This is a genomic window from Pseudomonas sp. zfem002 (assembly GCF_032621685.1).
GTDB lineage: Bacteria > Pseudomonadota > Gammaproteobacteria > Pseudomonadales > Pseudomonadaceae > Aquipseudomonas > Aquipseudomonas japonica.
The window spans coordinates 1-22,683 of the sequence record NZ_JAVYJH010000038.1; the positions used below are offsets into that span (position 1 = coordinate 1).

Sequence of the window (22,683 nt, forward strand, 5' to 3'; positions counted from 1 at the left end):
CGCATCGATCAGCAGCGCCTTGGCCAGGCTGCGGCCCTCGAATGCGGCCTCGTACTGGGCGATGTCCACCAGGTCGGATTGCATCCGGTCGCTGAAGGCTCTGTAGATCTCCAAAAGTTTGCCCCCTACCCGCCCCAGGAACTCTTCCAGCCGGCTCCGGCCGTAGGTGGTCAGCTCCTTGCGGGTGAGCTGGTCACGTACATGGCTGTCAGCCCGGCGCAGGTAGGTTTCGAACTTCTTGACCTCGCCGGCCTTCAGCCGCTCAAGCAGTACCGAGTGGCGGCTTACCTGCTCCAGCAGCTTCTCGTCCGCTGCCTGCTCCGGTTTCTTCGCCATCGTCTTCGTCCAAGTTGACGCCGCCCGCGCCGTGGTCGTCGCCGATCAACTCGGCCTCTTCGTCGTAGGGGCGTTCGGGCAGCTTGCCGGTGGTGAGGTACTGCCAGTAGGTTTCGGCGCTGATCGTGCCGGCCATGACGCTCTTCTGCAGCTCGGCCAGCACCTGAGCGTCAACCTCAGGAATCACGAACTCAGGCTTGACCGTGAAGACCACGTCATCCGGGCTGTACCCCGTCCACTCCGCGGCGTACCGCAGGGCCTGCTCGATAGCCTCTGCAGCGGTTATGACGATGCTGTGCAGCGTGGCGTGCTGGTCGTTCTGGCGAGTCTTGCGTGCTTCGCCTGATTCGGTACCGGACACGTCCATTACCTTGGCGCCTGCCTCAAGAGCCGCGTTCTTCTGATCTTCCATCGCCGTGCGGACAGCCTGGATGCCGGCGCCTTGGAACTCCAGATATCCGCACGACCCTTGTGGCCCCAGGTCCCAGGCCGCCGATGGCCCGGTAACGCTCAGTTCCACACTCTCGTCCAGACCAGACACCCATGGCTGCGGGTGGCTGGTCTGGTGCAGTGCGGTGAAGTAGTCGGCACTGAGCTGGTATGACTTCAACGCAGCCCTTGCCATCGTCAGCAGTGGGATCTCGTCCACACCAGGAGAGTTGTCTGTGGAGCCGCAGTAGATCACCGGGATGTAGTCCAGGCCACGCACCAGGTTGTTGCTGCCATCGACAGTGCCCAGCGGGCGGTCGTTTTCGATCAGCTCCCCAGCCTCGTTGCGCACGCCAGTGCGGCAGACCGCGCCGTCCATGTAGAACTCGCGGTAGACCGTCTCGCACTCGTGGCTGTAGCGGTCCTGCTCCTTGCGCCTGAACTCGCGGAAGACGGACAGCACCAAGTCCTGGCGACCACCTTGGTCAGCAGTATCCCAGTTGATGGCGTTGCGCACTGCGTACGTGGCGAAGTACGGCTTGCCCGCGTCATCAATGTTGACCACCAGGGGCACCCGGCCATGGGAAATGGCTTGGCGCACGATCCGCAGGAACAGTTGGGTCAGGCCGAAGCCATCAGCTGTGGCATTGTCCTCCAGGCCCTTCAGCCCCGCGGGTAGCTTCACCTCGGGTATCAGGCGCGAGACCAGGCCCATCATAGAGCGCAGCGAGTCTCGCACCCAGTGCTCGTACTGAGCTCGGGCCGTGTAGTTCTGATAGAGGTAGGCGTTGCCCTGCCCGTCCAGCTTTTCAGCTTCGGTCATGCCGCTCGGCTTGGGCAGATTGCGCGGGCTGCGCTTGATCGCGCCCTCGCCCTCCAGGGCGTCGTCCATCATCCGCCACTCTTCAATATGAGCGTCGTAGTCTGGGTTGGTCGATTGAACAGGCATTACGCCAAACCTCCGATGCGGCGAGTGCCGGCGGACTGAGTCTTGATCGGGAACCGCTTGGCGATGAAGTAGCCAGCGGCGTCGTTCATGTGGTCGTGCCCATTCTTGGGATCCTTGTCCGGCTCGCCCTTGTCGGTGTACGTCTGACGCTCCAGGCACTGGGTGAGCTGCGGGCATTGGTCGATGTTGACCTTCATGCGCCGAAGCCGGCCTTCTTGAGCAGGGAGAGGTCCGATTCGCTAGCGTTCTTGCTACTGGTGTTCTGCCCGCTGGCGTCTGGGTACACGGAAATGCTGTGGCCCGAGAAGCGAACCTTGATCTTCTCGATCATCTCCGGCGTGTCGCGCACTGAGTGGAACTCGTCCAGGGCCAGCGGGAGACCGTCTCTGACCACGTACACGACGGCGGCCATCTTCATGACGTTGAAGTCCATGCCGATATGCAGTGCTTCGCCCGGCTTGATGCGCTCGGTGGTGCGACACTCGGCACGATCGAAGGTGTAGTAGACCACCCCGGCATAGTTTTCGAACCCGGCCTCGTATTCCTGGCGGAACGTACGCGGGTCCATCTTGCGACGGGCGGCATCCAGCTCCTCGGCCGGAACGTTACCGCCCTGCAGAGAGGTGTACTGCCAACTCTTATGGTCAGGCTCGCCGCCTGGCTGCCCGTCGCGGTATGTGTCGTAGCAGTGGTTGAAACCCTTCGGGGTGCCGATCCGCAGCGCATGCCCGCCTTTCCGCGACTCCCCGGTCTGGGGAATCGTGTACTGGCAGGTCGAAAGCATCGGCCGGAGAACTTCTTCCCAGGCCGCCCACGGGCAGTCTGCCCATTCGTCCACCAGGACAAAGAACAGGCCTGAGCCCCGCAGGTTGTCGTAGTTGTCCAAGCCGACCACGCGCATGATGTGACCGGACTTGAGAGTGATCGAGCACTCTGTCTCGTTCGGCCGTGCAGCGCGCCAGGCTTCTGGAATTGCCTGCTTCAGCCGCCGCCAGAAGACCCGCTTGGCCTGCTTGAATGTCGGCGCGCCATACCAGATTTCGTCCTCGATACTCACGCCCCATTCAGCAGCCAGCCGGGCCGCGCGGCGCATCTCCGCCTTACCGAGAAAGGTCTTGCCGAATCGCCGGCCGCATACTGCATCACGGAAGCGCGCCACGGGCTGAAAGCCCCAGCAGTAGATGTTCGCCTGCTTCGGCGTCAGCTTGACCGGCGGGTCATAGGTACGGGGTAGTCGGGACATTCTCATCTGGCTCCAGCTTGTACTCAGCAACGGCGTGCTGCTGGTCCGCCTGGGAGCCCAGGGGTTTGTCGGGTTCGATCTTGCGGTTGACGTACATGTCGCCGCACTCCTTGGCTGCCTGCTCCAGGAGCTGAGCACTCAAGGCCATGTTCTTCATGGTCTCGGCTTTCTCGGCCATGCGGCCCAGTGCACGCAATCTAAATGCACGGTTGGCGATCGGGATGTCAGCCGTCTCCTCACGGAAGCGCTTGCGGGTGTCTTCGAACAGGGTTACCCAGCGCTTGGCCAGGTCTCGCCCGGCGCGCTTGGTGGGGTCGTGCGCCTCACACTTCTGCCGGGTCACCTCAAGGCCGAATTCTTCTCGGACGGCTGCCGCTACTTGCGAGGGGGTATCGAAGCAGGCCAGGGCCTGAACGATGAAGGCTTTCACCTCGTTGCTCAGGGCCGCCATAGGTTTCCATCCGTCTTGGGTCTGTCAGGGGTCAGGCAGACTTGAGCAGACAGGTTCCGCAGGCCCTCGATATGTTGATCTTGGCCACTTCAGGCGGCCGGCTTGCAGCGTCAGATGTGCGCCCAGGACTTCCTGTTCACGACATCGAGCACAGTTCGCTTATGTACCCCGTATCGGTCAGCCAGGCATTCAACGCTGGCTGATCCAGAGGCGTGCAGGCTACGCATTTCGAGCACTTCGACTTCGCGCAGCTTTGCCTGTCCGTTCGACTCACCCTTCGCACACTGCACCAGCAGCATATGCATGCTGCTGGTTCGCAGATGAGGTGATCCATTCCAAGTTGGTAACGGACGCATTGCCTTTGTTGCCGTCGATGTGATTGACCTCAGCGCCTGCGAATGGCGGCTCGCCAAGGAAAGCAATTGCCACAAGCCGATGAACCAGTTCTGTGCGCTTACCTCCCAGGAAGCAGAGATCAACGCTCAAGTAAGGCCTGGACTTGCTTCTGCCCGGGGTCTTGAGGATTGACCCGGCCTTGGCACAGGTACGCGAGGTCAGTCTTTTCACCCGGCCAAGGTTGCTGATGGCGTAGTCGGGGTAATCCGCGATCGTTTTCCATTGTTCAAGCATTACGCAGACCTCAACAGGCATGTGCCACATGCATTGGCGATAGACGCTCGGCTGATGGATGGCGGGGATTTGGCAGCCTCAACCATGCGAGCCAGGTCGCCCTCGGGATGCCCCACGCCATAGCGCTGGACAATCGCAACGAACTCGCTGACGTCATGGCCGCGCAGGTAGAGCTTCGGCATCCCGTCCTGGGTGAACTTGGGTGCACCGTACTGATCGGTAGCCTGGGCGATATGGTAAAGCTCGTGCTCGACGAGGGAGCAGAACTCAGCGTCCGTGCATTCGGCGCAGTAGTCAGCTGCCAGGGTGATGAGGAACTCGGGCTCCTCGCCGAACCACTCCCGCATCTGCTGCTCTTGGCGAGCTTTCTGCCAGCCTCCAGCGCGGAACATGACCTGCTCAGCCTGGCCCAAAACAACCCGGCCCTGCTTGGCGAATCCTGAGGATGCCCAGAGCACGCCTATGCTGGCGTCGATCAGGTGCGCATGGTCTTGGTTGTGAATGCTGCCGGTGTCAGCGAGGATCTCGGCTTGGAGCCATTCCCATACCTCGGGAGCCGGAGTCAGGCGAATACCAAAGTCGGATAACTCGGACACCTCAAGTAGTGGCACCGGGGGAAGTGGTCTGTTCACACGCTCTCCCTGGATTCGCTGCATTGCTGACACTGAAAACGATGACGCCGGTCTATTGAGGCACCCTCTAGCGTCGGGCACACTTCTGCGGACTCATTGCACGAAAAGGAATTTATGATGCCGTTCTCACCGGATGAAAGAACCGCTTTGCTCGCTATCAAAGGCATAGGCCCAACCGTCATTACTAGGCTAGAGCAGATGGGAATCGAATCGCTGGCTGAGCTAGGTAAATCGGATGTCAGCGACATTTTGGGTCAAGCATCAGCCGCACTAGGTTCAACCTGCTGGAAGAACAGCCCTCAAGCCCGAGCAGCAATTACAGCAGCTGTCGATCTTGCAAAAGGCTCAACTAAAAGCACCCCGGCCCGGTAGGCTCGCTCGATCGCCTCCCAGTCGGGTTGCTTAGTTGTCATGAGGTCCGTCCAGTCTTGCAATAGTGGCCGATTACCGGCAACAGTACGCCGCTGCGCCAGCGCTCAACTGGAATTGCCATAGGAAAAAATATGATCAAGCCGAAACCAGACTTCGAGTACATGAGCGAGCTGCTCCACGAGCTCTTCAACAGAGACAGCCTTCAGTCCGCATTTAATGTGATTACCGACCAAGAAATCACGGGCTGGGAAATCTGGTTTCAAATCGAATTTGCCAGGTTCTTGGCGGAGCACAGCTCCGAACCTGAGTGGCATCGCGAGCAATCGCTTGAGTTCGATTACCGCATGGAAAAGCAGCGCTACTTTTTCAAGCCTGACTTCATCATTCGAAAAAAGCACTGGGTGCTTGATCGATACGTTGCCTTGGAAATCAAGCAGCACCTTCAGCAGGGCAATTGCATATCGAATATGGTTGCGGATCTAGCGAAGGTTGCCAAAGTCAGGAAGTCCGAACTGGATCTTCGCTCGTTTTGGGCGCTCGGAATTTTCCAAACTGACGACAGTACAGACGCGGCCGAGCTCATCGAATCGAAACTGACGAACTCAGGGCAGCTTTACTACGAATCACGCACCAAAGTCGCTGCAATTCCTGGCACCGCGTTTAGCTATGCGTTGTTCTGAATGCTACTGCGCCGAGGCAACCCTCAGCGTTCTGATCTTTCCGCCAGTGCTGGTATCGCGCTTTGCAGCCATCTCGACGGCCTTCTCGGCGGATGCGCCCATATCCATCGCAGCGAATGCGTAAGGCGTGCCGCTGCCGATGGCGTATGGACGGTCGAGCATGATCGGCGACTTCCATAGGCCGGTGTTGTCATCCACCGCAACCATCATGAGCTGCTCGCCATCCAAGACCATGGCTGTTACGTCGATGCTTCCCTCTGGCGTGCCGCCGAAGTAAGCGTCGACCAGCCTGGCGAAGTCCGGAACCGCGCCGGAGCAGATGAACTTCACCCCATCACGCTCCAGGCACTTCTCGTAGTCGTCGTAGGTGATCACGTCGCCCCGGGTGATTTGAGAGTCGTAGGCGATGATTCCGTCCTTGTAGGCGATGGTGGTCATGGCCGACCTCAGTTGAACGGATCAGCAGGCTTGGCGATCGAGCGCACGAACCACATGAAGCCCTGCTGCAGGTTGGTTTTGGCCAGTGCCAGCAGCTGCGGGTCGACACCCTCTATCTGAGCAACCTGCTTGAACAGCTCGCCGGCGTCGGCCTCCAGGGCCTTGATGGAGTTCATGCCGTCGATCTCGCTTTGGGTGAGGTCGCGGTAGCCGGTGATCTTCTTGTGCTGGTTGTCCATAGTGGATCCTCTGGTGGTCGCGCCACGTAACGGCGCACTGTGATTTTGTGGCGGGACCTACGACTTGCGTCGCTCGATTCCGTCTGGGCCGTACCGGCAATCGCGCAGGCAGTGCTCGCAGTTCAGTACCCTGCAGAGCCACGCCTTGACCTGCTGCCAGCACATGACGATGAAGATGTGCCGAGCACCTGCCAGAGCCAGGAAGAGCAGCAGGGTTGTCCCGGCCACCGAGGGAGCGAAGAAGATCCGATCGCTGCGAGCCAATACCGCATACCCGCTCAGCGCGATCACGGCATAGATGATCTTACCGATCACCCCGTCTCGCACCTTGCCGCTCAGCACGCACCAGGTCGCCCAGATGGCGATCATTCCGGCCGAGGCGGCGTTGACATACTCGAGAATCATCCGGCACCTCCCCCGAACCTGGATTTGATCAGGGACCAAAGGTCGGCGGCTTTGATTGCACGGTGAATGGCGGCGATGAGGGAGCCGCCGAAGGTGCCCAAGAGGAAGCCGACACCGGCAACACTCCGAGGCTCTACGATTCCAAAATAGGCGCTGACCATTCCGGTCAGGTAGTGCGCGCAGGCAGCCCCCGTGGACAAGAACAACAGCCAAGCCTTCCGGCCGGTCAGGTCGTCACGGTGCCACCAACTCGCGACCACAGCCCCAATGACGCCCGCAATAGCCCAGTCGAGCTTCTCGAGCAGGCGGTGAAAAAGCTCCATGCGCTCGACTCCGCAGTAGCATGAATTAAATAACTCAAATTTGCTATACATAAAGCAATTTTGCTGTAAAATGGACTCACACAACAACGAGGCGAGGTGATGAGCTACAACGAGTTCAAGCGGTGGCTGAAGGCCAGAGGAGTCAGATTCGAATCGCTTAGCGGAACAAGCCATTTCAAAATCTACTTCGAAGGCAAGCAGACGATCTTTCCGGATCACGGAGCTAAAGAAATGAAAGAAGGAACCCGGAAAGGAATCATCAAACAACTGGGGCTCAAATGAGCCCCCTTCACCGTTGAGCCCGTTTCATCGCCTCGCCTTGCAAACATCACTCAGAGAGCCGCCCGAGGGAGGGCTAGAAATGTTTGATTACCCAGTGACAGTACACACCGAAGACACTCCGGGTGTCGCACTCACCTGCGACACCATTCCGGAATTCAACGCCGCCGGTGACGACCTGGCCGATGCCATGATCGAAGCCGGTGTTTTAATGCCCGCTGCGCTATCGATCTACGTTGATCAGCGCCGAGCCATTCCGCATGCTCCCGCACCAGCAAAAGACCAACCCGTCGTGCGCCTTTCCGCGCTCACGGTGGCGAAGATCGAACTGTGGAACTCTATGGTCGAGAAAGGTATGCGCAAGGCTGATCTGTGTCGTCTGCTTGGCGTCAGCCAGAGCCAGGGTGATCGTTTGGTCGACTTCATGCACGGAACCAAACTGGAAGCGCTTGAGGCTGCACTGGCGGCCCTGGGCAAGCGCCTCACCGTGTCAGTGGAAGCCGCCTGACCCAGGCATATCCATCCCCGTGCAGCGCACGCGCTATCTCGGTGAAGGCTTACGGCAGTTCCGGCTCAAGTCGGACTGCTTGCCATCCGGCGCAATCTTCTAGAAATGAAGAATCTCAGAGACCAGATATCTATTCGGTGCCGAGAGCAATATCCGCTCGCTTTTCCTGCATGGTGAGTTCCCCAAACTTACGCGGGTTGCCACACATCCAGCAGGAACAGACTTTTCCGTGATTGGCGAATAGCCCTGCGCTGCGCGGGTCAGTCGACCAACACTCTTGGGAGCGTTGCTTGAGGTAGAAACGAGCCTTGATTCGGCGTGTATCGTGTCGGCGCTGTGCTCTGGACATATTTCCTCCTAAGCCAAAGCCGACAAAGCCCCGGCAGATTTCTCTGGCGGGGCTTTTATGGCCACTCCTCAACACGCGCAGGAATGACAGGATGGGTATAATTTCGCTCAGTCGCTCACTGATGTCAACAGGCAATCACGCCGCGTGGTTCAGCATCAGTCCTTCCGCCTCCAGAATGCGCTGAGCCTCCGTCAGGGCTTCGGCCACCAGTTCGTTCAGTCTTTCGTTGATATCCGCCCGCCAGCGGCGCCGGGTCGACTCAGGTGCCGCGTCGAGATCCCAAGTGTTCATGTCGTAGAAACTATCGGGCAGGATGATCACATCTTCCTCCACGGCCTCGACCCGCTTCTTATCGGCAACCCCAGCAGCGACAGCAGCCCTGATAAGGGCCTCTCGGCGCCATGCTGGAGTATCCAGCGGAATATCCACCGACACCGCCCTGGCTCCCTTTCGACCAGCGCCTGGAAGCTTCGGAATAGCCCAGGCGGTGACCGCCTTGAACACGAACAAAGGCTTGGCGGGGCTCGGGATCAGCGGCTTCACCGCGGCGATCGCCTTGACCTTCATCGCCTTGCTGGTGCTGTACTTGGCCACAAGTGCATCCCAGTGCCGGGGGATCAGCAGGTGATGAAGCCTGGCGGCCACCCAGTAGTCCACCTGTGTTCTGTCCAGCTCTCCACCGACTGACGACAGCGAGGCCAGACACCCGCCCTCCTCTTCGTTCGGGTTATAGAGTTTCTGCCAGGCTTGGCCCTTTGCGGCCCCTTTCTCTCCCGCCGCCAGGGCGGCAACCACTGCTCCAGATACGCTGGTGTAGATCATGCTGCTTCCCCCTTCAATTCCTTGATTTTGGCTTTGTACTTGGCCTTCAGGGCCTTCAAATCTTCGATTGTGTAGCGGCGGGCCTCATGAGGCCCTTCAAGAAACGCGACTGCCTCGGCGCCGATCCGGTGAACCAGGTTGATCCGGTAGTTCACGATGTCGCCGGACTTGTGGTTGTTGCAGGGCGCGCATTGCTTGTGGACGTTGAGCGGCTCGAAGCGGAGTTCAGGGTTCGCACCCACAGTGCGGTAGTGACCTGCGTGGTACTGGCCCTGGTGGTGACGACCACAGCTGATGCATGGCAGATCCGCGTCACGCAGGCGAACCCACTGGTTGAACACCACCTGTACTTCGCGCACGTAGTCGCCACGGCTCTTGAGCTTCTGCTTGCGGACCTCGACCGCGCGGCGCTCTCGCTGGGTGATTGCCTTGCGGGCCTTCTCCTGGTTCGCTGGTGCATGGTCCAGAGCGCACTTAGGGCTGCAGACCACCTGCGTGCTATTGAAGCTCGGCGTGAACTTCTCCCCGCAGGCCTTGCACGTTTTCCGCTTCACTTCCTTGAGAGGCGTCCTCACGCGGCAGCCTCCCCCAGCAGATCCCCGAAGAACACGCCCTTGGCAGTGAACTCGACAGCGATGCGGTCGGTGTACATGCAGCCCTGCTCCCGGGTGAACAGGCGGGTCACCGGGAAACCGTCAGGGCCGAACATGGCACAAGCCCCCATCCAGCGGAGCTTGATCTCGTAGGGCAGGTGCAGCAGCGCCAGGTTGTAGCCCTCACGGAACTCGGCGGATGCGGAGCGCATGATCGGGACGCCGTGGTGGAGCTTGCAGTACCGGCGGACATCCTCGACGTCGCCCATTTCGGTCGATTTGGCGATCCGCTCGTACATCGAAAACCACAATGCATTCTGATCCAGGGTGCGGTCCTTCCCTGGGCGCATGCTGACTACCACGAACTTCTTCTCGCGGAAGAGCTGCGTGAGCAGCGTGACGGCCTCCGTCAGCTTGGCCTGGCTGTTGACGCTGATCCTCTCAGCCATCACCTGCCCTCCCTTACCCAACGTCGGATGCGAAGCTCACACCCGCTGATGAGTGTGACGCCATTCGCACAGCCGTAATGGGTAGCCCGACGCTTGCAGCCGCAATGGCAGTGGCGCCGAGCCTTGGCTGGCTTCGGTTCCATGTAGCGGATGTGCTGGATACCGTTCCCCCATTGCCCCCAACCATCCACGCCGCCACGCATTGCAGCGGAGCGCGCCTGTGGCGAGAGTGAGTTGAGATCAACCATGAGCCACCTCCTGCAGATGCTGTTCCGCGGCACGCACCTGGGCGCTTAGCTGACGAATCTCTTCCAGCAGTCCGAGAGCAACCTCCTCGACCGTGATGTCACCCAGGAACTCGTCCAGTGCGTCGGTGTGGCGCTGCTGCTCACTGTCACCGATGCGCCAGGCGGCCACGACCGACCACAGCAGGAGCTGGAGATTTTGCTTGTCGATTGTCATGAGCTCACCTTCATCCCGTAGGCCTGGATGGTGCTGCGTACATCTCGCTTCCGCAGGTACGTCAGCACCCGCTTCCTCTGCTCGTTCTTGAAGCCCTGGGATTTTTTGCTCGTCTTGTCGCTCGCGATGAGCATCCGGATCTCATCAAGCCTCGCCCGCATCCCATCCGAGACGTGGGTACGCTGTTCGCCGGTGATCAAGCCGGCGATCGCTTTGCCGTCTTCGGTCAGCGGGGCGATGCGCAGATCCGCCAGGTACTGTGTGCCAGCCTCATGGGTGATGAGCTGGGCTCTCACTGCGGACTCAACCGCAATCGCGCGACGCTCCGGGTCGAAGCCGAGTGATAGCCCCCATGTGACGGGTGATGCGTCAGCGCGGGAGTTGGCGACGAGCCGCTCGTAGGCGCTCATGAACGCCATCCTGGCCCCGATCTTGTCGCCGGCCCGAAGGATCGGGTTCGAAGCGGACATGGCTTGGCGGATCTCCGGTGTGAGGACCACGGTTTCGAACTCGTCGCTCGCGGAGAGCGCGATGGACCAGGCTTCGTCCTTCCCAGGGCGGCCGTCTGCCGCCTGGATGCGCTGCAGGATCGCCCCCATGGTCAGCCGGGCAGTCAGTTCCCGGCGGCAGGACTTGAGCGCCGCGGCGACGACATCCGGCGCGAAGTCAGCCAGGTCATCGGCCATGACTTCGGCTGCCGTCGGAGTGACGGCTTGCCCCAAAGCCTCGGCGGTTGCGCAGATGGCCAGGGCCAGGCGGGCGATCTGGTCGGGCGCCATGCGGTTAGAGGAATTCATTCGACTGACCTCCGGCGCGATCCATGATCCGCTGCGCAGCCTCCAGGCCGGCGCTCAGGTTCGCTTGCGTCTGCTCCAACTGGCGAGCAGTCGTCGAGTTCATCTGGCGGTTGGTCCTCCACTGGGTGTGGTAGGCCTCGCACTTGAACAGCAGGTCGCCCAGGTTGTGGCAGCCGTTGATGAGCTTCGAGTCGTTGATCCCGACGAAGAACGCGGCGACGTGGTGGGCGAAGTCGGCGCCGAGGCGGTCAACGAGTTGGCCCATCTGCCCGGCGACCCGAGCGTTCCACACCGGCCAGGCGTCGTAGCGCTTGCGGTATGCCATCGCGTAGTTCGCCCAGGACTTGTAGGTCTTGCAGGTGGGGTCTTTCGGGCCCGGCATGTCGGCAGGGATTTCGCACCGCGGCGTCTCGACCGAAACGACCGCCAGCACGGCAGGTTGCTGCGGCGCAGCCGAAGCGTCCTGCAAAGAACCTGCTGTAGTCTCTGCCGTAATCTCTGCAGTAGTCTCTGTTGTATTCTCTGTAAGGTTTGCAGGATTTCCGCGGGCTTGCTGGCGGGATTTCCGCGGGCTTGCCTGCTGCTTTGCTGCACTCTTGTTTGCAGGATTCCTGCAAACTGGCTTGCGGGATTTCCGCTTACTGGATTGCGGGATTTCCACATTCAAGTTTGCTGCAATCGAGCCCAGGTTCACGCGGAAATAGAGCCTGCACGGCACGCCCTTTTTCATCTCCTCCAAGACGCCGCATTTGACGAGTTTCTTACGCGCGCTCTCCTGCTCGGAACGGGTCATTCCGGTCTCCACTTCCCAGTCCTCCATGGTCTTGTAGAACCAGCCTTCAGCGTCGTCGGTACGGTTCGACCAGTAGATCGCCTGGGACAGCATCAGGGCCCCGGTAATGCCTACGCCGAGCGATACAAACGAGCGCTGAAATGCAATGGGACGATCCAGCAGTTCCTCGAGCGTCATACGGTCACCCGCAGATGCTGACGAAGGCTGGCCATCCTGTTGGTGCGAAGGGTGTGCTGCATGTCAGCCCTTCCCGGCTGGCGGCGCCAACACACGAAGGGATGAGTAAATAACGGGTGCACGGGTATGCATGATTTCCCCCGTAACGCTGATGTGAAGAGCCGCCTCCATGGGCGGCTTCGAGTGCCCGCTACTCGGGCTTATCAGGGCCTGCTCAGGCCCGGCGATGGAAAGGTGCAACAGAGCCACGGGGATTCCGCGGTTTTGTTCGGCTAGCCAGCTCACGACGGATCAAATCTGCAGCGAGTGCGGAAGGCGTCATCCCCCGACGCTCCGCCTCGCGCACCAGCTGCTCCATCAGTTCCTGGTCCAGGCCGACCTGTTCAGTAGGCATGGGCCCTCCTCCGGGCCTTCAGGCCACGCTCTTATCGTCGGTATTCTCCGAAGCCAACGCGGCCAGCTGCGCCTCGAGCAGCTCGCGGCAAAGCACTGCACGCTGGGTTCGATGAAACGCAGCCAGCGCCTGGATCAGGTTGAACGTGTCCTCGTCGACCCGGACCTTGATTTCCCGGTCGTGCAGGTGCTTGGGGTTGGCGTACATGCTGGGATGGCTCCTTCCAGAGAAAAGAATTACGCAGCGCCCTTGAGCGCTTTTCGTGCGAATGGGATGAGATCGGGGCGCAGGCCGGCGATGGTGATTTCGCCACCAGAGGCGTCCTGCAGTCGTTCAGCGAGTTCAGCAGAGGCCTTACGGTGACCGCCTGCGAGTTGCCACAGGTGGCCAACAGTGGTCTTCGCGTCGGCGGCGACCTGCTGCCGGCGCTCGTTCGCGGCCCTGCCCAACCAATCACGGAGGTGATCATTCATGAGGGTTCTCCTTACACATACAGCGAAATTTAGCTTACGGCTAATATTCAAGCAAGGAGAAATTTAGCTTTGCGCACATTTAGCAGCCAGCTAAACACTGGCATTCTTCGCGTTATGGATATCTACGAAATTCGCAAGCACAACCTGATCAAGCTGATCGGGAACCAGAGAAAGGGCTCCTGCGCTGAGCGCTGGGGGATGGCGCCTGCGCACCTTAGCCAGATTCTTTCGGACAAGACCGCGAAGAATCTGGGCGACGACGTCTCCCGGAGAATTGAGGAAGTTGAGCAGTTACCTCGAGGCTGGTTCGACTCGATCCCGAGCGATGAAGAGGCGCGCGCGACTTCGCCGGATCCCGACGCCGGTGGGAAGACCGCGGCTGACCTGGTCAAGCAGATGCTGGCGAAGAGTGGCAAAAACATTCCTGAGCTAACTCGTCAGCGTTTGCTGGAAGCGGCGGAAGTCAGTACTCACCTCGAGCCTGTGAATTCGCACGTCCACCAGATCATCCGTGCAGAGGGTGAGATCTCCATCCCCCAATACGACATCCGCGCAGCCATGGGCCACGGCCAGGTGCCGTCCGAGTACAGTGAAGTCATCCGGAACGTAGTGATCCGCGAAGAGCTGCTGCGCGAGAAAGGGGTGACCTATACGTCAGCGCAGGCCCTAGGCGTGATCACTGGCTGGGGCCAGAGCATGGAGGGGACGATCAACGACAAAGACCCAGTGATCGTGGATCGAGGCGTGAACGACTACGAGGGTGAAGGGGTTTATGTTCTCACCTGGCATGGGGATCTTCTGATTAAGCGGGTTCAGCGCCAGGACGAGAATCATGTCTGGTTGATATCTGACAACAGAAACTACGAAAAGCAGTCCGCTCGGATTGACGACATCACTATTCACGCCAAGGTCCTGTTGGTCTGGAACGCGAGAAAAATCTAGGTGCAACCTTTAGCGAGCGAGCCTTAGGTGCCAATCTTGCGCCTCGCAAGCAGAACCTTACACTCATCCGAATAAACTTGACGAAAAAGACAAAAAATTAGACATTTGGGTGAATTTTTTGGATTTTTTCGAATGCCACAAGACATCGCGGTAAAAGAGACGGACCTGCTCGAGCTTATAGAAGGCGCGTTGAACGCCGACTACACTGTCGTCCGCCAAATCGGCAACAGGATTGCCAAGGACTGCTTGGCGACCGCACCCGACACAAGCAAGCGGATCAAGAGTGCGACAAGGCGGAACGGTGTACCTCTTCGCGCTGCCGGTTATTCAGAAGCCCTGCCGGTGGATCCTAAATCGAGAGGGGCACTGGTTGAGGAGCAGCCATGGCCTATATCTCCAATATTCTTGAACAGCGCCCTTAAGCATACCTTCGACTCATTCATTGCAAGCGTAAAAAAGTACGACCTTCTTGCTGAACATGGTCTATCTGGACGCATGAATCTTCTTATGGCCGGCCCTCCAGGAACGGGAAAAACTTTAGTCGCCGGGCATATTGCTTCCGCGCTTTCCATGCCGCTTTATGTGGTCAGGCTCGACTCGCTGATCTCCTCCCTCTTAGGAGATACCGCGAAGAATATTAGAAGCGTTTTTGAAACAATACCGCAAAAGAACGGTATTATTTTCTTAGATGAATTCGACGCCGTAGCAAAATTGCGCAATGACAATCATGAGCTAGGCGAACTAAAACGTGTAGTGAACACGCTCATTCAGTCCATTGACTCGCTGGATGACAGAGCAATAGTCATCGCGGCAACTAATCACGCTGAGTTACTGGATAGAGCCATATGGCGTCGCTTCCCATACCGAATGAACTTCGGCCTGCCCGACGAAGATTTGCGAAAGCATCTTTGGAATTATTTTTTGTTTAGCGACTCCGGCGAACCCAATACGCTATCTGCGCTAGCAAAGATTTCGGGCACTCTTAGCGGGGCTGACATTGAGTCCATATCAATGTCAGCACGCCGTCATGCCTTGATTACAGGCTCCCCTCTTGACCCTCAACAAGTCACTAAGGACATTTTACATTCCCACACCGAAGTAGACCCAGCTGAAAAACGGGCTATCTGCACTTTACTTCACCGTACATATCATCTATCTCAATCCGAGATACTTGCCCTTATAAAAGTCAGCCGACAAACATTATCAACATATCTAAAGGATTAGCGAAATGCCAGAAAAGCCGATTATAAACCCAGTCTTGAGGCTTTTAAAGGATCCAGTCCCGCAAGGAGTGACGGGGCGAGGCAAAGACATCAAGGGCATTAAGCAACAGACCTTGGACTCCAAAAGAGCATCACTATCTAAACAGCTTAAAAACATTAACGCTCGAAACCTAGAGAATATTACCTTCTCAGGCTTTACCCATTTACTGGCGAAGATGGACGATGATGCCCTATCCCCCACCTGGACTCCTACCGACTTGTTCGACTCACAAGCAGGCTGCAGGCTCGTATCGCCCGCCTACGAAGGTTTCATAATAGAGATCGCTCGGAGTAAGATGCCGGATCTTATCAAGAGAATTCAATCTTCCCCCAGTGTTAAAGACCAAGTCGACATATCTAGAATATCGCAAATTGAGGTCTTCGATGAGCCAGAAACACTGCGGGGCGCTGACTTCCAGACCACCTGGTCGGCAGTCGAATCCGCAGGCTCTGTAAATATTTGGCTCAAGCCCTTCAAAAACGTCAATGCTCGGAAAGCGCTGGCTACGAAAATAAAATCATTATTGCAAGACAACTCATACCATCTTGGCCACCCTGAATTCGACAGCCCGCCCAGCAGCGACATCATGACATATGACCCGGTTGAAGATCTAGTCAAAACCTACAGCACCGACGGGCATGCAGCTTTCTCCTTACAGATTACTACTCAGGAGTCGTTTGATAGACTTATTTCGTCTGGAACGGTTTATCGGATTGAGCCTGCTCCAAAAGTATCTGTATCCCAGAAGCCTGGCGAAGGCTTGGAACCCTCACCCAAACGGATTTCTTCCAACGCTCCAACAGTCGTGATCATTGATGGAGGCGTGAACGCTCAAAGCTATCAACACTTAGAAAAGATGAGCATTCTCCCTTTGGTGGGAGATATTGACGCCAATCTTAATCACGGAAATAAAGTCGCTTCCTTAGTTTGTCACGCTCATGCATGGAACAAAAATAGACCGCTCCCGGAGCTTGACTGCACCTTCATATCTGCGCAAGTCATCTGCAAAGACACAGTCCCAAAAACCCCTAATCACCGCCAGCTACTTAGGTATCTTGAAGACGTAGCGCAGAAAACCGCCTCACACTCAAAGGTTTGGAATCTGTCGTTTAATACAGTTTCATCTCTTACCTCCCCGGACGAGGTCAGCCTACTTGGGCACCGGATAAGCAAGCTGGCCAGGAAATACGATATCCTTCCAATCATTTCTGCGGGAAATGTTAACCACAATCCGAAATCGAAAACCCTATGCCCTCCCGCCGACTGTGAGGCTTCGCTTACGATTAGCGGGCGGCGCTTCAACATGCAGACCCGCAAGCCAGGCGATAAGTGCGCATTCAGCCTAAAGGGACCGGCGCCTTCAGGCATGAAGAAACCTGATTTAGCTTGGTATTCAGAGCTGCGCGTACTTGGTGGAGGTCAGGAAGTCGGCACAAGCTTCAGTACTCCGTTAGTGTCGTCGCTAGCCGCACATACCTTTGCCAATATTAAAAACGCCAGACCAGACTTAGTGAGAGCCCTCCTCATAAACAGAGCTGAACTATTGTCACACGACAACAGCCTTGGATGGGGCACACCTTGGAAAGATGATCAACTTCCATGGCACTGCCCACCCGGAGACATCACGATGGCGTGGTCTGCAGAGCTTCAGCCTGGCTATTGGTACTATTGGAATGAAATACCAATCCCCCCTGAGCTCATAGCAGACGGTAAATTTGTTGGGACAGTTGTACTTACTGCCGTACTGGAACCACTTATATCAGACATGGTAGGTGTAAATTACTTCTCTACTCGTATACAGACGGCTTTACAGGCGAAATCCTCCAAAGGAAACGTTATAAGCCTCGCAGGCCCGATGAGAGAGCACAAAGAAAAGGAAGAAACTGCGAGATCAGAACTTTCAAAATGGAGCCCTGTAAGGAACCATTCTAAAACACACAAGGGGACTAGCATCTCCGGAACGACGATGAGACTGAACGCGCGTGTCTTTGCAAGAGACCTTTATCAGTTCGACGTCAGCCACCACTCCGAATTGCCAAAGCAGCGGGTTTCGTTTGTTTTGACTCTACGTTGCCCAGATGGTACCGAATCCGTCTACGACTCCGCAGTGCGCGCACTGGCCGCTGACATTGAAAGTGCGGTTGTTAACCAAGAGATTCAGATCAACGTCTAATATTAAAATCTTCGTGATTTTTTGAGCCCGCCTCGGCGGGCTTGTCCCGCCAATCAGAAAGGCGCCCCCTCCTCTTCGTGACGCACCAAGCCCAGCTCCACTTCCCTGTCGATCATTAGATCGTCATCGCTTGGTGCATCCCACTGCAGGATCACTGAGCCGTCGTCGCAAAACGTCATGTCCAGGCCGTCGGTCTCAGCCAACAGCTCCATGATCGCATCCCAGTCCTCATCGCTGTCTGTGTCCAGGCGGTGAATCAACACCCTCCTCCCCAGTTGCGCCAGCGGCGAATTAATCATCGCGGATACGCGCAGGCCGAGCCGCTCAAGGCTAGTGATCTCCTCGCCTACCGATGGTGCTTTCTCCATTAACGCTGACATTTTTCCTACCCTCAATACTGTATATCCGTACATATATTTCAGAATCATAGCTCAGTGCTAACCGAGGCGTAAAGCACTCGCGGCGAAGTGCTGTCAGGCGAGGACTTTGCCGTCCAGCGAAAATAATTTAGCTCAAAGCTATTGACGATATTTTAGCTTGTGGCTAAATTTGATTTCACCGAGGCGCTACACAGCCCCTCGGGAGGCCCTCAAGCCTCACCGCTCTTTAACAACCAGCCGCAACAAACGAAACACCAACAGACCGCATTGCCTCTACCAGAGACCGGCGATCAGACGGGTCAGATAGCCCGCCCACGGCAGGAACACCCTGCACGGCTGATCGAGAGCGAAATGCTCGAACCGCGCGAACGACCCGGCAAGCAATGCGCCCCGCGAATCCCAGCGGCAGAAGGGAGAGACACCGTATCGAATTAGCGTCCTGAGCTTCGGCATTGAGGGGCGCCGGACCTCATGCACCCTGCCCCACTCAGCCGGGCATTCAGAGCTGTAGCGTGCATGTTGTAAGGACCTGCGATCCATGGCGAACAGATGCTGATTGCCGCCATGAGGAGGAAGCTCGACGCCCACACCGACGACGATCGGCCAGCCCTGCAATCAGTAGCGGGTAACTGGCCAGCACCGCTGACGCAACAAGCCGCGACCGACGCCAGTAGCGGGCCGCGGCGATTTCACCTGATGCCCTTCTCACGAGGGGTATCAGGGAAATCAACCGTCCTGGAGGGCAAGACGATGGGACAAATCCAGATCGTTGGTTACGAGAGCGACTGCAATTGCGAGCACTGCGGCCGAGCTCTGAGGCACGGTGTTCGCCTGAGTGATGGTCGAACCGTCGGCGCCACCTGCCTCGACAAGAAGCTCACGCAGCCTCGGGTCTACCAGGGCAAGCAATATCGCTTCGGTGCCGAGTTCATTGTGAAGGTGGCAAAAGTGGTCGAGTTCTACTCGCCTTCCAACTGGGCCCGATTCGGAGTTTCGGCGTCAAGCACAACCTTCGAGGCGTCAGCATGAAAGCGAATCAGAAACGCGGACAAGCAACCCTAAAAGGCGACGGGCGCGACTATTCGCGCCTGGTCCTCGCAGCTTTCGATTCGATTCAAGATGACGCTGAGAGGGATCGAATCATCGATTTGAACCACCGGCGGCGCGAAGTCAACGAGAACGCCAAGAAGCGCTTTTGAACAGCCAGCGCCACGTCAGCCTGACGTTAACTGCCCGATCACCTGGCCCCATCACCAGGCTGCATCGGTGTGTGATCTGAATGCGCAGGCGATGCGCGAAGCGTGTCGGGTGACCGGGTTCCTAGGCCGGGTGACCGAGGCGTGACCATGTAGCTCAGTCGGTAGAGCGGCCTCGCAAAAGGTGCGCCGGGGGTTCGAGCCCCCCCATGGATGCCGGTATCGCACCCGGCCAGATCACACATCCAATGCAGCCCCAGCGGAAATTAATTGCATGGCCAAATCATTCAAACAAATGATCAAGGATGGCGAGGTGCGACGCGCCGACGCCATGAAAGTCCAGCTCGAAGACCTTCATGAGGAGCCAGGCTTCAACCTGCGCACCGAAGGTCCGGCGCTCAAGGAAAGCATCGCGCTGTTGGCTGAGTTCATAGCCAGCGGCGGCCAGATCCCCCCGCTCGAAGTTCGCCCACGAGCCGAAGGTGGCGTATGGGTCGTTGATGGTCACCGCCGGCGTCGCGCACTGATCAAGCTGGACAAGGCTGGTCGCCTCCCACGCACACCGAACAAGGACAATCCAGACATCCTGGAGGCTTGGATTCCGGTTGTCGCATTCGAGGGCAGCGATGCCGATCGTGTCGCGCGGATCATCAGTAGCCAGGAGAACGAAAAGCTCTCCCCGCTTGAGCTGGCCGAAGGTTACAAACGCCTCAAGGCGTTCGGCTGGAGTGTTGACCAGATCGCGAAGAAGGTCGGCAAGACCAGACAGCATGTGGAACAGGTCGTCACTGTCGGCAACGCGAACACCGACGTGCAGAGCCTGGTCGCCGCTGGACAGGTCTCCGCAACGACTGCTGCCCAGGTGGTGCGCGCTCACGGCGACGAAGCCGGCAAGGTGCTGGGCGCCGAGCTGCAGAAAGCCCAGGCCAAAGGCAAAACGAAGGTCACCGCCGGCACCATGCGCGGACCGTCGATCTCGCGACCCAAGCTGGAAGCTGTGCATGCGGCAGCGGGCGCCCTGCTCGAAGCAATCCCCCAAGACCACGCTGGAGACATCCCAGCCGGCCACCTACAGGCGCTCAGGGATGCAGTCGCTGCCGCTGGATCGCAATCTCGCAATTGAATTGCACCCTCCTCCTTCACGCAGGCGAATCCGGAGCCCACAAGGGCTAGACCAGATACATCCCGGGTAGTGCTGGGCGCCTGCACCCACTCCCATTCACATCGACCGCATTGGCAGGCGCCAGGCCACCTTTCACGATGGGTTTGGTCGCCCGCGCCTGGCTCCTGACCAATGCGGCCGCACAACAACCTGGAGGATGCCATGGGCGCACTTCAATCAGCACAATGGCGCTATGACCACGCCGAGCCGGATGATAACCCTGCACACAGCAGCGCCGTTCAGGCATGGATTGAAAATGCCTCCGACCGACTGCTGGCAGGTGACGACGTCACGGTCAAGCGCAGCGGCAGGCCAGCAAGGCAAGTAACCTTCGAGCAGTTTGCCGAGAAGCTCGATGAGCTCGCGATGAGCCGCTTGGAGGGTTTCGGGGTATCGCCTTCAGCTCTCGGCCAGCTTGTATGGTCCGCACTCTGCAGCCCGCGCGACGGCAAGGAAGTTGCCGAGAATCTCCTCGGGCGCACATCTGCAATCGAAGCCCTGCGCGAGATTGCAGACCACCTCGTTGAGCCTCTGGCAGAGGACGGGGTGATCGCTGACTCGGAGGATATCTGACCATGAGTGCTCATATCCTGATCGACCAACAGCTCGAAGCGCTCAGCCATCCCCAGACGCCGCCTGAGTTCGAAGCCACCATCCAGCGCCAACTGGTGGAAATGATGAAGGATGGGCGGATCACCATCGACGAATTCGACCACTACTGCGGGCGCCTGAACAAGGCAGCAACCGCACGCCAGGAGGCAGCATGACTACGCCTGTTGTGAAGTCGCTCATCGGCGAGCAGATCGAGGAAGCCCAGGCCGCTCAAGTTCGCGGCACCGTCCAGCTCCCTGTCGGCATGCGTGTCGCGGACCTGCCCTACCCGATCAAGGCCGACTGGCTGAAACGCCGTCCTATCGCTCGGCCAAGGCCATGCCCATGACCAGTTACCAGCGCGCCCGCCGGATCGCGACCTGGCGCGGCTCCTTCATCGCCATCACTTTCTGCACCGGCTGGCTACTCCTGAGTGCCCTGGCCGGCAATATCACTTCCTGAATACACACCCGAGCACGGCGGGCGCTTCGGCGATAACCGTACCCTGAGTGGAGCGTAGGCCGGCAAGAGCGCGCGACTATCACCGGCAACCAGGGCGTCTGCCTTACTTCACGGGCGTGACCTGGCATTCCCCCCCCCACTTCCCCAATTGAAGGCGCCGTCCTGGCGCGAGGTACTCCAATGTCTGCACAAACCCAACTGGTCGAGGTACCGCCCAGGGAGACGGCCCTCCAGGTGTTCCAGGCCGTCAACGGCCTTGACCCATTCCTCCAGAAGATCCGCAACGAGATCGACACCTTCATTCCCGACGTCACCACTCGCAAGGGGCGCGAAGCCATCGCCTCGATCGCCTACAGCGTGGCTCGCTCCAAGAAGGCGCTGGACAACGTCGGCAAGGAACTGGTCGCCGAGCTCAAGGAAATCCCGAAGAAGATCGACGCAGAGCGTAAGCGTGCTTGGGACATTCTTGAGTCCTGGCAAGAAGAGGTACGCCGGCCGCTGAACGAGTGGCAGGCCGCTGAAGACGCCAGGATCGACAAGCACAACGAGCGGCTGTCCTGGCTGAAGTCGCTGGCAGAAGACCTGGGTGAGCTCGGCTCCTTGCACCTCAAAGGGCTGATCGCAGAAGCAGAAGGCATGCAGATCGGCGAGCACTGGGAGGAATTCGAGTCGGAGGCAGCGCGGGAGAAAGACAAGGTCCTGACCGCCCTCCGCTCAGCTCTGGCCAAGCGTGAGCAGTACGAAGCCGAGCAGGCAGAACTGGCCCGCCTGCGCGCAGAGGCTGAAGCCCGCGAGAAGAAAGACCGCGAAGAGCGTATTGCTCGCGAAGCCGCCGAAAAAGCTCGCCTTGAGGCTGAGCAGAAAGCCCAAGCCGAACGGGAAGCCGTTCAGCGCCGGGAGCAGGAAGCGAAGGCCGCCGCTGACCGCCGCGAGCTGGAACTGAAGCTGCAGGCTGAGCAAGCGGAGCGCGCAGCGGCACAGGCGGAAATCGACCGTCAAGCCGCCCTCCGTCAAGCCGAGGAAGAACGTGTAGCTGCCGCCCGGCGAGCTGAGCAGGCCGCCGAACAGGCCCGCCAGGACGAACGGCGTCGTGCTGATGCCGCTGCCGCACTGATCCTGCGCCAGCAAGAAGCCCGTGAGCGCGACGAAGAGCACCGCCGCGCCATCAATCGCACCGCTCTGGAAGCCTTCATCGAGGGCGGCATGCCAGAGGCCTGCGCGAAGCAAGCGGTCACCCTGATCGCTCAGCGCAAAATCCCCAACGTCACCATCCAGTATTGAGGCCGTCACC

General features: G+C 58.6%; 33 protein-coding genes, 1 tRNA gene and 1 pseudogene. 15 read left to right on the forward strand and 20 right to left on the reverse strand.

The features are described 5' to 3' along the window. The 7 genes and pseudogenes from RTI28_RS28400 to RTI28_RS28430 form a co-directional block, all read right to left on the reverse strand. Nucleotides 1–336, reverse strand: a pseudogene (locus RTI28_RS28400) (phage head morphogenesis protein); the annotation flags it as partial. Then, a complete protein-coding gene (locus tag RTI28_RS28405; protein ID WP_316923572.1) occupies nt 263–1,714 on the reverse strand; it encodes a DUF4055 domain-containing protein in 1,452 nt (483 codons plus the stop codon). The gene RTI28_RS28405 and the pseudogene RTI28_RS28400, both read right to left, overlap by 74 nt. Further along, on the reverse strand, nt 1,714–1,911 hold the full coding sequence (locus tag RTI28_RS28410; protein ID WP_316923573.1) for a hypothetical protein: 198 nt from the start codon (nt 1,909–1,911) through the stop codon (nt 1,714–1,716). Before RTI28_RS28410 ends, RTI28_RS28405 begins: the two co-directional genes overlap by 1 nt. After that, complete coding sequence (locus RTI28_RS28415; protein WP_316923574.1) at nt 1,908–2,957, reverse strand: terminase; 1,050 nt, start codon at nt 2,955–2,957, stop codon at nt 1,908–1,910. Before RTI28_RS28415 ends, RTI28_RS28410 begins: the two co-directional genes overlap by 4 nt. After that, a complete protein-coding gene (locus tag RTI28_RS28420; RefSeq protein ID WP_316923575.1) occupies nt 2,932–3,408 on the reverse strand; it encodes a DUF2280 domain-containing protein in 477 nt (158 codons plus the stop codon). The genes RTI28_RS28415 and RTI28_RS28420 overlap by 26 nt, the downstream gene beginning before the upstream one ends. A 270-nt stretch (nt 3,409–3,678) precedes the next feature. Then, the gene (locus RTI28_RS28425) at nt 3,679–4,038 is read right to left on the reverse strand and encodes an NUMOD4 motif-containing HNH endonuclease (protein ID WP_316923576.1); all 360 of its coding nucleotides are present in this window, start codon (nt 4,036–4,038) and stop codon (nt 3,679–3,681) included. After that, nucleotides 4,038–4,670, reverse strand: a complete 633-nt coding sequence (locus tag RTI28_RS28430) for a putative metallopeptidase (protein WP_316923577.1) — start codon at nt 4,668–4,670, stop codon at nt 4,038–4,040. Before RTI28_RS28430 ends, RTI28_RS28425 begins: the two co-directional genes overlap by 1 nt. Before the next feature lie 117 nt (nt 4,671–4,787). Between RTI28_RS28430 and RTI28_RS28435 the strand changes: the two genes are divergently transcribed. After that, nucleotides 4,788–5,042, forward strand: coding sequence for a helix-hairpin-helix domain-containing protein (locus RTI28_RS28435; RefSeq protein ID WP_316923578.1), 255 nt, complete (start codon nt 4,788–4,790; stop codon nt 5,040–5,042). Between the two features lie 131 nt (nt 5,043–5,173). Further along, on the forward strand, nt 5,174–5,722 hold the full coding sequence (locus tag RTI28_RS28440) for a hypothetical protein (protein ID WP_316923579.1): 549 nt from the start codon (nt 5,174–5,176) through the stop codon (nt 5,720–5,722). A gap of 3 nt (nt 5,723–5,725) precedes the next feature. On the opposite strand, the gene RTI28_RS28445 is transcribed toward RTI28_RS28440, so the two are convergent. The 4 genes from RTI28_RS28445 to RTI28_RS28460 are packed head-to-tail and all read right to left on the reverse strand — an operon-like array spanning nt 5,726 to nt 7,127. Then, nucleotides 5,726–6,160 (reverse strand): proteasome subunit beta, encoded by a 435-nt coding sequence (locus RTI28_RS28445; protein WP_042125023.1) that lies wholly within the window; start codon nt 6,158–6,160, stop codon nt 5,726–5,728. A gap of 8 nt (nt 6,161–6,168) precedes the next feature. Next, complete coding sequence (locus tag RTI28_RS28450) at nt 6,169–6,399, reverse strand: hypothetical protein (RefSeq protein WP_316923580.1); 231 nt, start codon at nt 6,397–6,399, stop codon at nt 6,169–6,171. Nucleotides 6,400–6,456: 57 nt separating this feature from the next. Further along, nucleotides 6,457–6,804, reverse strand: coding sequence for a hypothetical protein (locus RTI28_RS28455; RefSeq protein ID WP_316923581.1), 348 nt, complete (start codon nt 6,802–6,804; stop codon nt 6,457–6,459). After that, nucleotides 6,801–7,127: an MFS transporter gene (locus RTI28_RS28460; protein WP_316923582.1), complete on the reverse strand. Its 327-nt coding sequence runs from the start codon at nt 7,125–7,127 to the stop codon at nt 6,801–6,803. The genes RTI28_RS28455 and RTI28_RS28460 overlap by 4 nt, the downstream gene beginning before the upstream one ends. Nucleotides 7,128–7,226: 99 nt before the next feature. Between RTI28_RS28460 and RTI28_RS28465 the strand changes: the two genes are divergently transcribed. Together RTI28_RS28465 and RTI28_RS28470 are read left to right on the forward strand one after the other, a co-directional pair. Then, nucleotides 7,227–7,409 carry a type II toxin-antitoxin system HicA family toxin gene (locus RTI28_RS28465; RefSeq protein ID WP_316923583.1) on the forward strand — a complete coding sequence of 61 codons (183 nt, stop codon included), beginning with the start codon at nt 7,227–7,229 and terminating at the stop codon, nt 7,407–7,409. A 79-nt stretch (nt 7,410–7,488) separates the two neighbouring features. Then, nucleotides 7,489–7,914 (forward strand): type II toxin-antitoxin system HicB family antitoxin, encoded by a 426-nt coding sequence (locus tag RTI28_RS28470; RefSeq protein ID WP_316923584.1) that lies wholly within the window; start codon nt 7,489–7,491, stop codon nt 7,912–7,914. Between the two features lie 484 nt (nt 7,915–8,398). Here RTI28_RS28470 and RTI28_RS28475 read toward each other — a convergent pair whose 3' ends face one another. From RTI28_RS28475 to RTI28_RS28510, 8 genes are all read right to left on the reverse strand, one after another. Beyond that, nucleotides 8,399–9,085, reverse strand: a complete 687-nt coding sequence (locus RTI28_RS28475; RefSeq protein WP_316923585.1) for a hypothetical protein — start codon at nt 9,083–9,085, stop codon at nt 8,399–8,401. Beyond that, nucleotides 9,082–9,660, reverse strand: a complete 579-nt coding sequence (locus RTI28_RS28480) for a recombination protein NinG (RefSeq protein WP_316923586.1) — start codon at nt 9,658–9,660, stop codon at nt 9,082–9,084. Before RTI28_RS28480 ends, RTI28_RS28475 begins: the two co-directional genes overlap by 4 nt. Then, on the reverse strand, nt 9,657–10,127 hold the full coding sequence (locus tag RTI28_RS28485) for a hypothetical protein (RefSeq protein WP_316923587.1): 471 nt from the start codon (nt 10,125–10,127) through the stop codon (nt 9,657–9,659). Before RTI28_RS28485 ends, RTI28_RS28480 begins: the two co-directional genes overlap by 4 nt. Before the next feature lie 240 nt (nt 10,128–10,367). Beyond that, nucleotides 10,368–10,589, reverse strand: a complete 222-nt coding sequence (locus RTI28_RS28490; protein WP_316923588.1) for a hypothetical protein — start codon at nt 10,587–10,589, stop codon at nt 10,368–10,370. Continuing rightward, on the reverse strand, nt 10,586–11,386 hold the full coding sequence (locus RTI28_RS28495) for a hypothetical protein (RefSeq protein WP_316923589.1): 801 nt from the start codon (nt 11,384–11,386) through the stop codon (nt 10,586–10,588). The genes RTI28_RS28490 and RTI28_RS28495 overlap by 4 nt, the downstream gene beginning before the upstream one ends. Continuing rightward, complete coding sequence (locus tag RTI28_RS28500) at nt 11,373–12,356, reverse strand: hypothetical protein (protein ID WP_316923590.1); 984 nt, start codon at nt 12,354–12,356, stop codon at nt 11,373–11,375. Before RTI28_RS28500 ends, RTI28_RS28495 begins: the two co-directional genes overlap by 14 nt. A gap of 412 nt (nt 12,357–12,768) precedes the next feature. After that, nucleotides 12,769–12,957 carry a hypothetical protein gene (locus RTI28_RS28505; RefSeq protein ID WP_042125003.1) on the reverse strand — a complete coding sequence of 63 codons (189 nt, stop codon included), beginning with the start codon at nt 12,955–12,957 and terminating at the stop codon, nt 12,769–12,771. Nucleotides 12,958–12,986: 29 nt separating this feature from the next. Next, nucleotides 12,987–13,223 (reverse strand): hypothetical protein, encoded by a 237-nt coding sequence (locus tag RTI28_RS28510; protein ID WP_316923591.1) that lies wholly within the window; start codon nt 13,221–13,223, stop codon nt 12,987–12,989. 114 nt (nt 13,224–13,337) lie between these two features. Between RTI28_RS28510 and RTI28_RS28515 the strand changes: the two genes are divergently transcribed. The 3 genes from RTI28_RS28515 to RTI28_RS28525 all read left to right on the forward strand — a co-directional run bounded on the left by RTI28_RS28515 (nt 13,338) and on the right by RTI28_RS28525 (nt 17,601). Beyond that, the gene (locus RTI28_RS28515) at nt 13,338–14,165 is read left to right on the forward strand and encodes a S24 family peptidase (RefSeq protein WP_316923592.1); all 828 of its coding nucleotides are present in this window, start codon (nt 13,338–13,340) and stop codon (nt 14,163–14,165) included. Nucleotides 14,166–14,297: 132 nt separating this feature from the next. Next, entirely contained in the window at nt 14,298–15,389 is a 1,092-nt protein-coding gene (locus tag RTI28_RS28520; RefSeq protein WP_316923593.1) for an ATP-binding protein, read from the forward strand. A 4-nt stretch (nt 15,390–15,393) separates the two neighbouring features. Continuing rightward, nucleotides 15,394–17,601, forward strand: a complete 2,208-nt coding sequence (locus RTI28_RS28525) for a S8 family peptidase (protein ID WP_316923594.1) — start codon at nt 15,394–15,396, stop codon at nt 17,599–17,601. A 53-nt stretch (nt 17,602–17,654) separates the two neighbouring features. Here the strand turns inward: RTI28_RS28525 and RTI28_RS28530 are convergent, their stop codons facing one another. Further along, the gene (locus RTI28_RS28530; RefSeq protein ID WP_316923630.1) at nt 17,655–17,981 is read right to left on the reverse strand and encodes a DUF1654 domain-containing protein; all 327 of its coding nucleotides are present in this window, start codon (nt 17,979–17,981) and stop codon (nt 17,655–17,657) included. A 549-nt stretch (nt 17,982–18,530) separates the two neighbouring features. On the opposite strand from RTI28_RS28530, the gene RTI28_RS28535 reads away from it, so the two are divergent. The 8 genes from RTI28_RS28535 (at nt 18,531) to RTI28_RS28570 (ending at nt 22,673) form a co-directional block, all read left to right on the forward strand. Further along, nucleotides 18,531–19,010, forward strand: coding sequence for a hypothetical protein (locus tag RTI28_RS28535; RefSeq protein ID WP_316923595.1), 480 nt, complete (start codon nt 18,531–18,533; stop codon nt 19,008–19,010). Beyond that, nucleotides 19,007–19,180, forward strand: a complete 174-nt coding sequence (locus RTI28_RS28540; RefSeq protein WP_316923596.1) for a hypothetical protein — start codon at nt 19,007–19,009, stop codon at nt 19,178–19,180. Before RTI28_RS28535 ends, RTI28_RS28540 begins: the two co-directional genes overlap by 4 nt. Nucleotides 19,181–19,323: 143 nt before the next feature. Next, nucleotides 19,324–19,393 (forward strand) — tRNA-OTHER (locus tag RTI28_RS28545). A 58-nt stretch (nt 19,394–19,451) separates the two neighbouring features. Continuing rightward, nucleotides 19,452–20,300 carry a ParB/RepB/Spo0J family partition protein gene (locus RTI28_RS28550; protein WP_316923597.1) on the forward strand — a complete coding sequence of 283 codons (849 nt, stop codon included), beginning with the start codon at nt 19,452–19,454 and terminating at the stop codon, nt 20,298–20,300. A gap of 201 nt (nt 20,301–20,501) precedes the next feature. Then, nucleotides 20,502–20,912, forward strand: a complete 411-nt coding sequence (locus RTI28_RS28555) for a hypothetical protein (protein WP_316923598.1) — start codon at nt 20,502–20,504, stop codon at nt 20,910–20,912. 2 nt (nt 20,913–20,914) lie between these two features. Then, nucleotides 20,915–21,106, forward strand: a complete 192-nt coding sequence (locus RTI28_RS28560) for a hypothetical protein (RefSeq protein WP_316923599.1) — start codon at nt 20,915–20,917, stop codon at nt 21,104–21,106. Continuing rightward, complete coding sequence (locus tag RTI28_RS28565) at nt 21,103–21,279, forward strand: hypothetical protein (RefSeq protein WP_316923600.1); 177 nt, start codon at nt 21,103–21,105, stop codon at nt 21,277–21,279. Before RTI28_RS28560 ends, RTI28_RS28565 begins: the two co-directional genes overlap by 4 nt. A 293-nt stretch (nt 21,280–21,572) precedes the next feature. Then, complete coding sequence (locus tag RTI28_RS28570; RefSeq protein ID WP_316923601.1) at nt 21,573–22,673, forward strand: hypothetical protein; 1,101 nt, start codon at nt 21,573–21,575, stop codon at nt 22,671–22,673. Nucleotides 22,674–22,683 lie beyond the last annotated feature (10 nt).

Coding starts and splice junctions, on each gene's coding strand:
- RTI28_RS28405 (WP_316923572.1), bottom strand. CDS start 1,714: ATGCCTGTTCAATCGACCAACCCAGACTACGACGCTCATATTGAAGAG.
- RTI28_RS28410 (WP_316923573.1), bottom strand. CDS start 1,911: ATGAAGGTCAACATCGACCAATGCCCGCAGCTCACCCAGTGCCTGGAG.
- RTI28_RS28415 (WP_316923574.1), bottom strand. CDS start 2,957: ATGTCCCGACTACCCCGTACCTATGACCCGCCGGTCAAGCTGACGCCG.
- RTI28_RS28420 (WP_316923575.1), bottom strand. CDS start 3,408: ATGGCGGCCCTGAGCAACGAGGTGAAAGCCTTCATCGTTCAGGCCCTG.
- RTI28_RS28425 (WP_316923576.1), bottom strand. CDS start 4,038: ATGCTTGAACAATGGAAAACGATCGCGGATTACCCCGACTACGCCATC.
- RTI28_RS28435 (WP_316923578.1), top strand. CDS start 4,788: ATGCCGTTCTCACCGGATGAAAGAACCGCTTTGCTCGCTATCAAAGGC.
- RTI28_RS28440 (WP_316923579.1), top strand. CDS start 5,174: ATGATCAAGCCGAAACCAGACTTCGAGTACATGAGCGAGCTGCTCCAC.
- RTI28_RS28445 (WP_042125023.1), bottom strand. CDS start 6,160: ATGACCACCATCGCCTACAAGGACGGAATCATCGCCTACGACTCTCAA.
- RTI28_RS28450 (WP_316923580.1), bottom strand. CDS start 6,399: ATGGACAACCAGCACAAGAAGATCACCGGCTACCGCGACCTCACCCAA.
- RTI28_RS28455 (WP_316923581.1), bottom strand. CDS start 6,804: ATGATTCTCGAGTATGTCAACGCCGCCTCGGCCGGAATGATCGCCATC.
- RTI28_RS28460 (WP_316923582.1), bottom strand. CDS start 7,127: ATGGAGCTTTTTCACCGCCTGCTCGAGAAGCTCGACTGGGCTATTGCG.
- RTI28_RS28465 (WP_316923583.1), top strand. CDS start 7,227: ATGAGCTACAACGAGTTCAAGCGGTGGCTGAAGGCCAGAGGAGTCAGA.
- RTI28_RS28470 (WP_316923584.1), top strand. CDS start 7,489: ATGTTTGATTACCCAGTGACAGTACACACCGAAGACACTCCGGGTGTC.
- RTI28_RS28475 (WP_316923585.1), bottom strand. CDS start 9,085: ATGATCTACACCAGCGTATCTGGAGCAGTGGTTGCCGCCCTGGCGGCG.
- RTI28_RS28485 (WP_316923587.1), bottom strand. CDS start 10,127: ATGGCTGAGAGGATCAGCGTCAACAGCCAGGCCAAGCTGACGGAGGCC.
- RTI28_RS28490 (WP_316923588.1), bottom strand. CDS start 10,589: ATGACAATCGACAAGCAAAATCTCCAGCTCCTGCTGTGGTCGGTCGTG.
- RTI28_RS28495 (WP_316923589.1), bottom strand. CDS start 11,386: ATGAATTCCTCTAACCGCATGGCGCCCGACCAGATCGCCCGCCTGGCC.
- RTI28_RS28500 (WP_316923590.1), bottom strand. CDS start 12,356: ATGACGCTCGAGGAACTGCTGGATCGTCCCATTGCATTTCAGCGCTCG.
- RTI28_RS28505 (WP_042125003.1), bottom strand. CDS start 12,957: ATGTACGCCAACCCCAAGCACCTGCACGACCGGGAAATCAAGGTCCGG.
- RTI28_RS28510 (WP_316923591.1), bottom strand. CDS start 13,223: ATGAATGATCACCTCCGTGATTGGTTGGGCAGGGCCGCGAACGAGCGC.
- RTI28_RS28515 (WP_316923592.1), top strand. CDS start 13,338: ATGGATATCTACGAAATTCGCAAGCACAACCTGATCAAGCTGATCGGG.
- RTI28_RS28520 (WP_316923593.1), top strand. CDS start 14,298: ATGCCACAAGACATCGCGGTAAAAGAGACGGACCTGCTCGAGCTTATA.
- RTI28_RS28525 (WP_316923594.1), top strand. CDS start 15,394: ATGCCAGAAAAGCCGATTATAAACCCAGTCTTGAGGCTTTTAAAGGAT.
- RTI28_RS28530 (WP_316923630.1), bottom strand. CDS start 17,981: ATGTCAGCGTTAATGGAGAAAGCACCATCGGTAGGCGAGGAGATCACT.
- RTI28_RS28535 (WP_316923595.1), top strand. CDS start 18,531: ATGCTGATTGCCGCCATGAGGAGGAAGCTCGACGCCCACACCGACGAC.
- RTI28_RS28540 (WP_316923596.1), top strand. CDS start 19,007: ATGAAAGCGAATCAGAAACGCGGACAAGCAACCCTAAAAGGCGACGGG.
- RTI28_RS28550 (WP_316923597.1), top strand. CDS start 19,452: ATGGCCAAATCATTCAAACAAATGATCAAGGATGGCGAGGTGCGACGC.
- RTI28_RS28555 (WP_316923598.1), top strand. CDS start 20,502: ATGGGCGCACTTCAATCAGCACAATGGCGCTATGACCACGCCGAGCCG.
- RTI28_RS28560 (WP_316923599.1), top strand. CDS start 20,915: ATGAGTGCTCATATCCTGATCGACCAACAGCTCGAAGCGCTCAGCCAT.
- RTI28_RS28565 (WP_316923600.1), top strand. CDS start 21,103: ATGACTACGCCTGTTGTGAAGTCGCTCATCGGCGAGCAGATCGAGGAA.
- RTI28_RS28570 (WP_316923601.1), top strand. CDS start 21,573: ATGTCTGCACAAACCCAACTGGTCGAGGTACCGCCCAGGGAGACGGCC.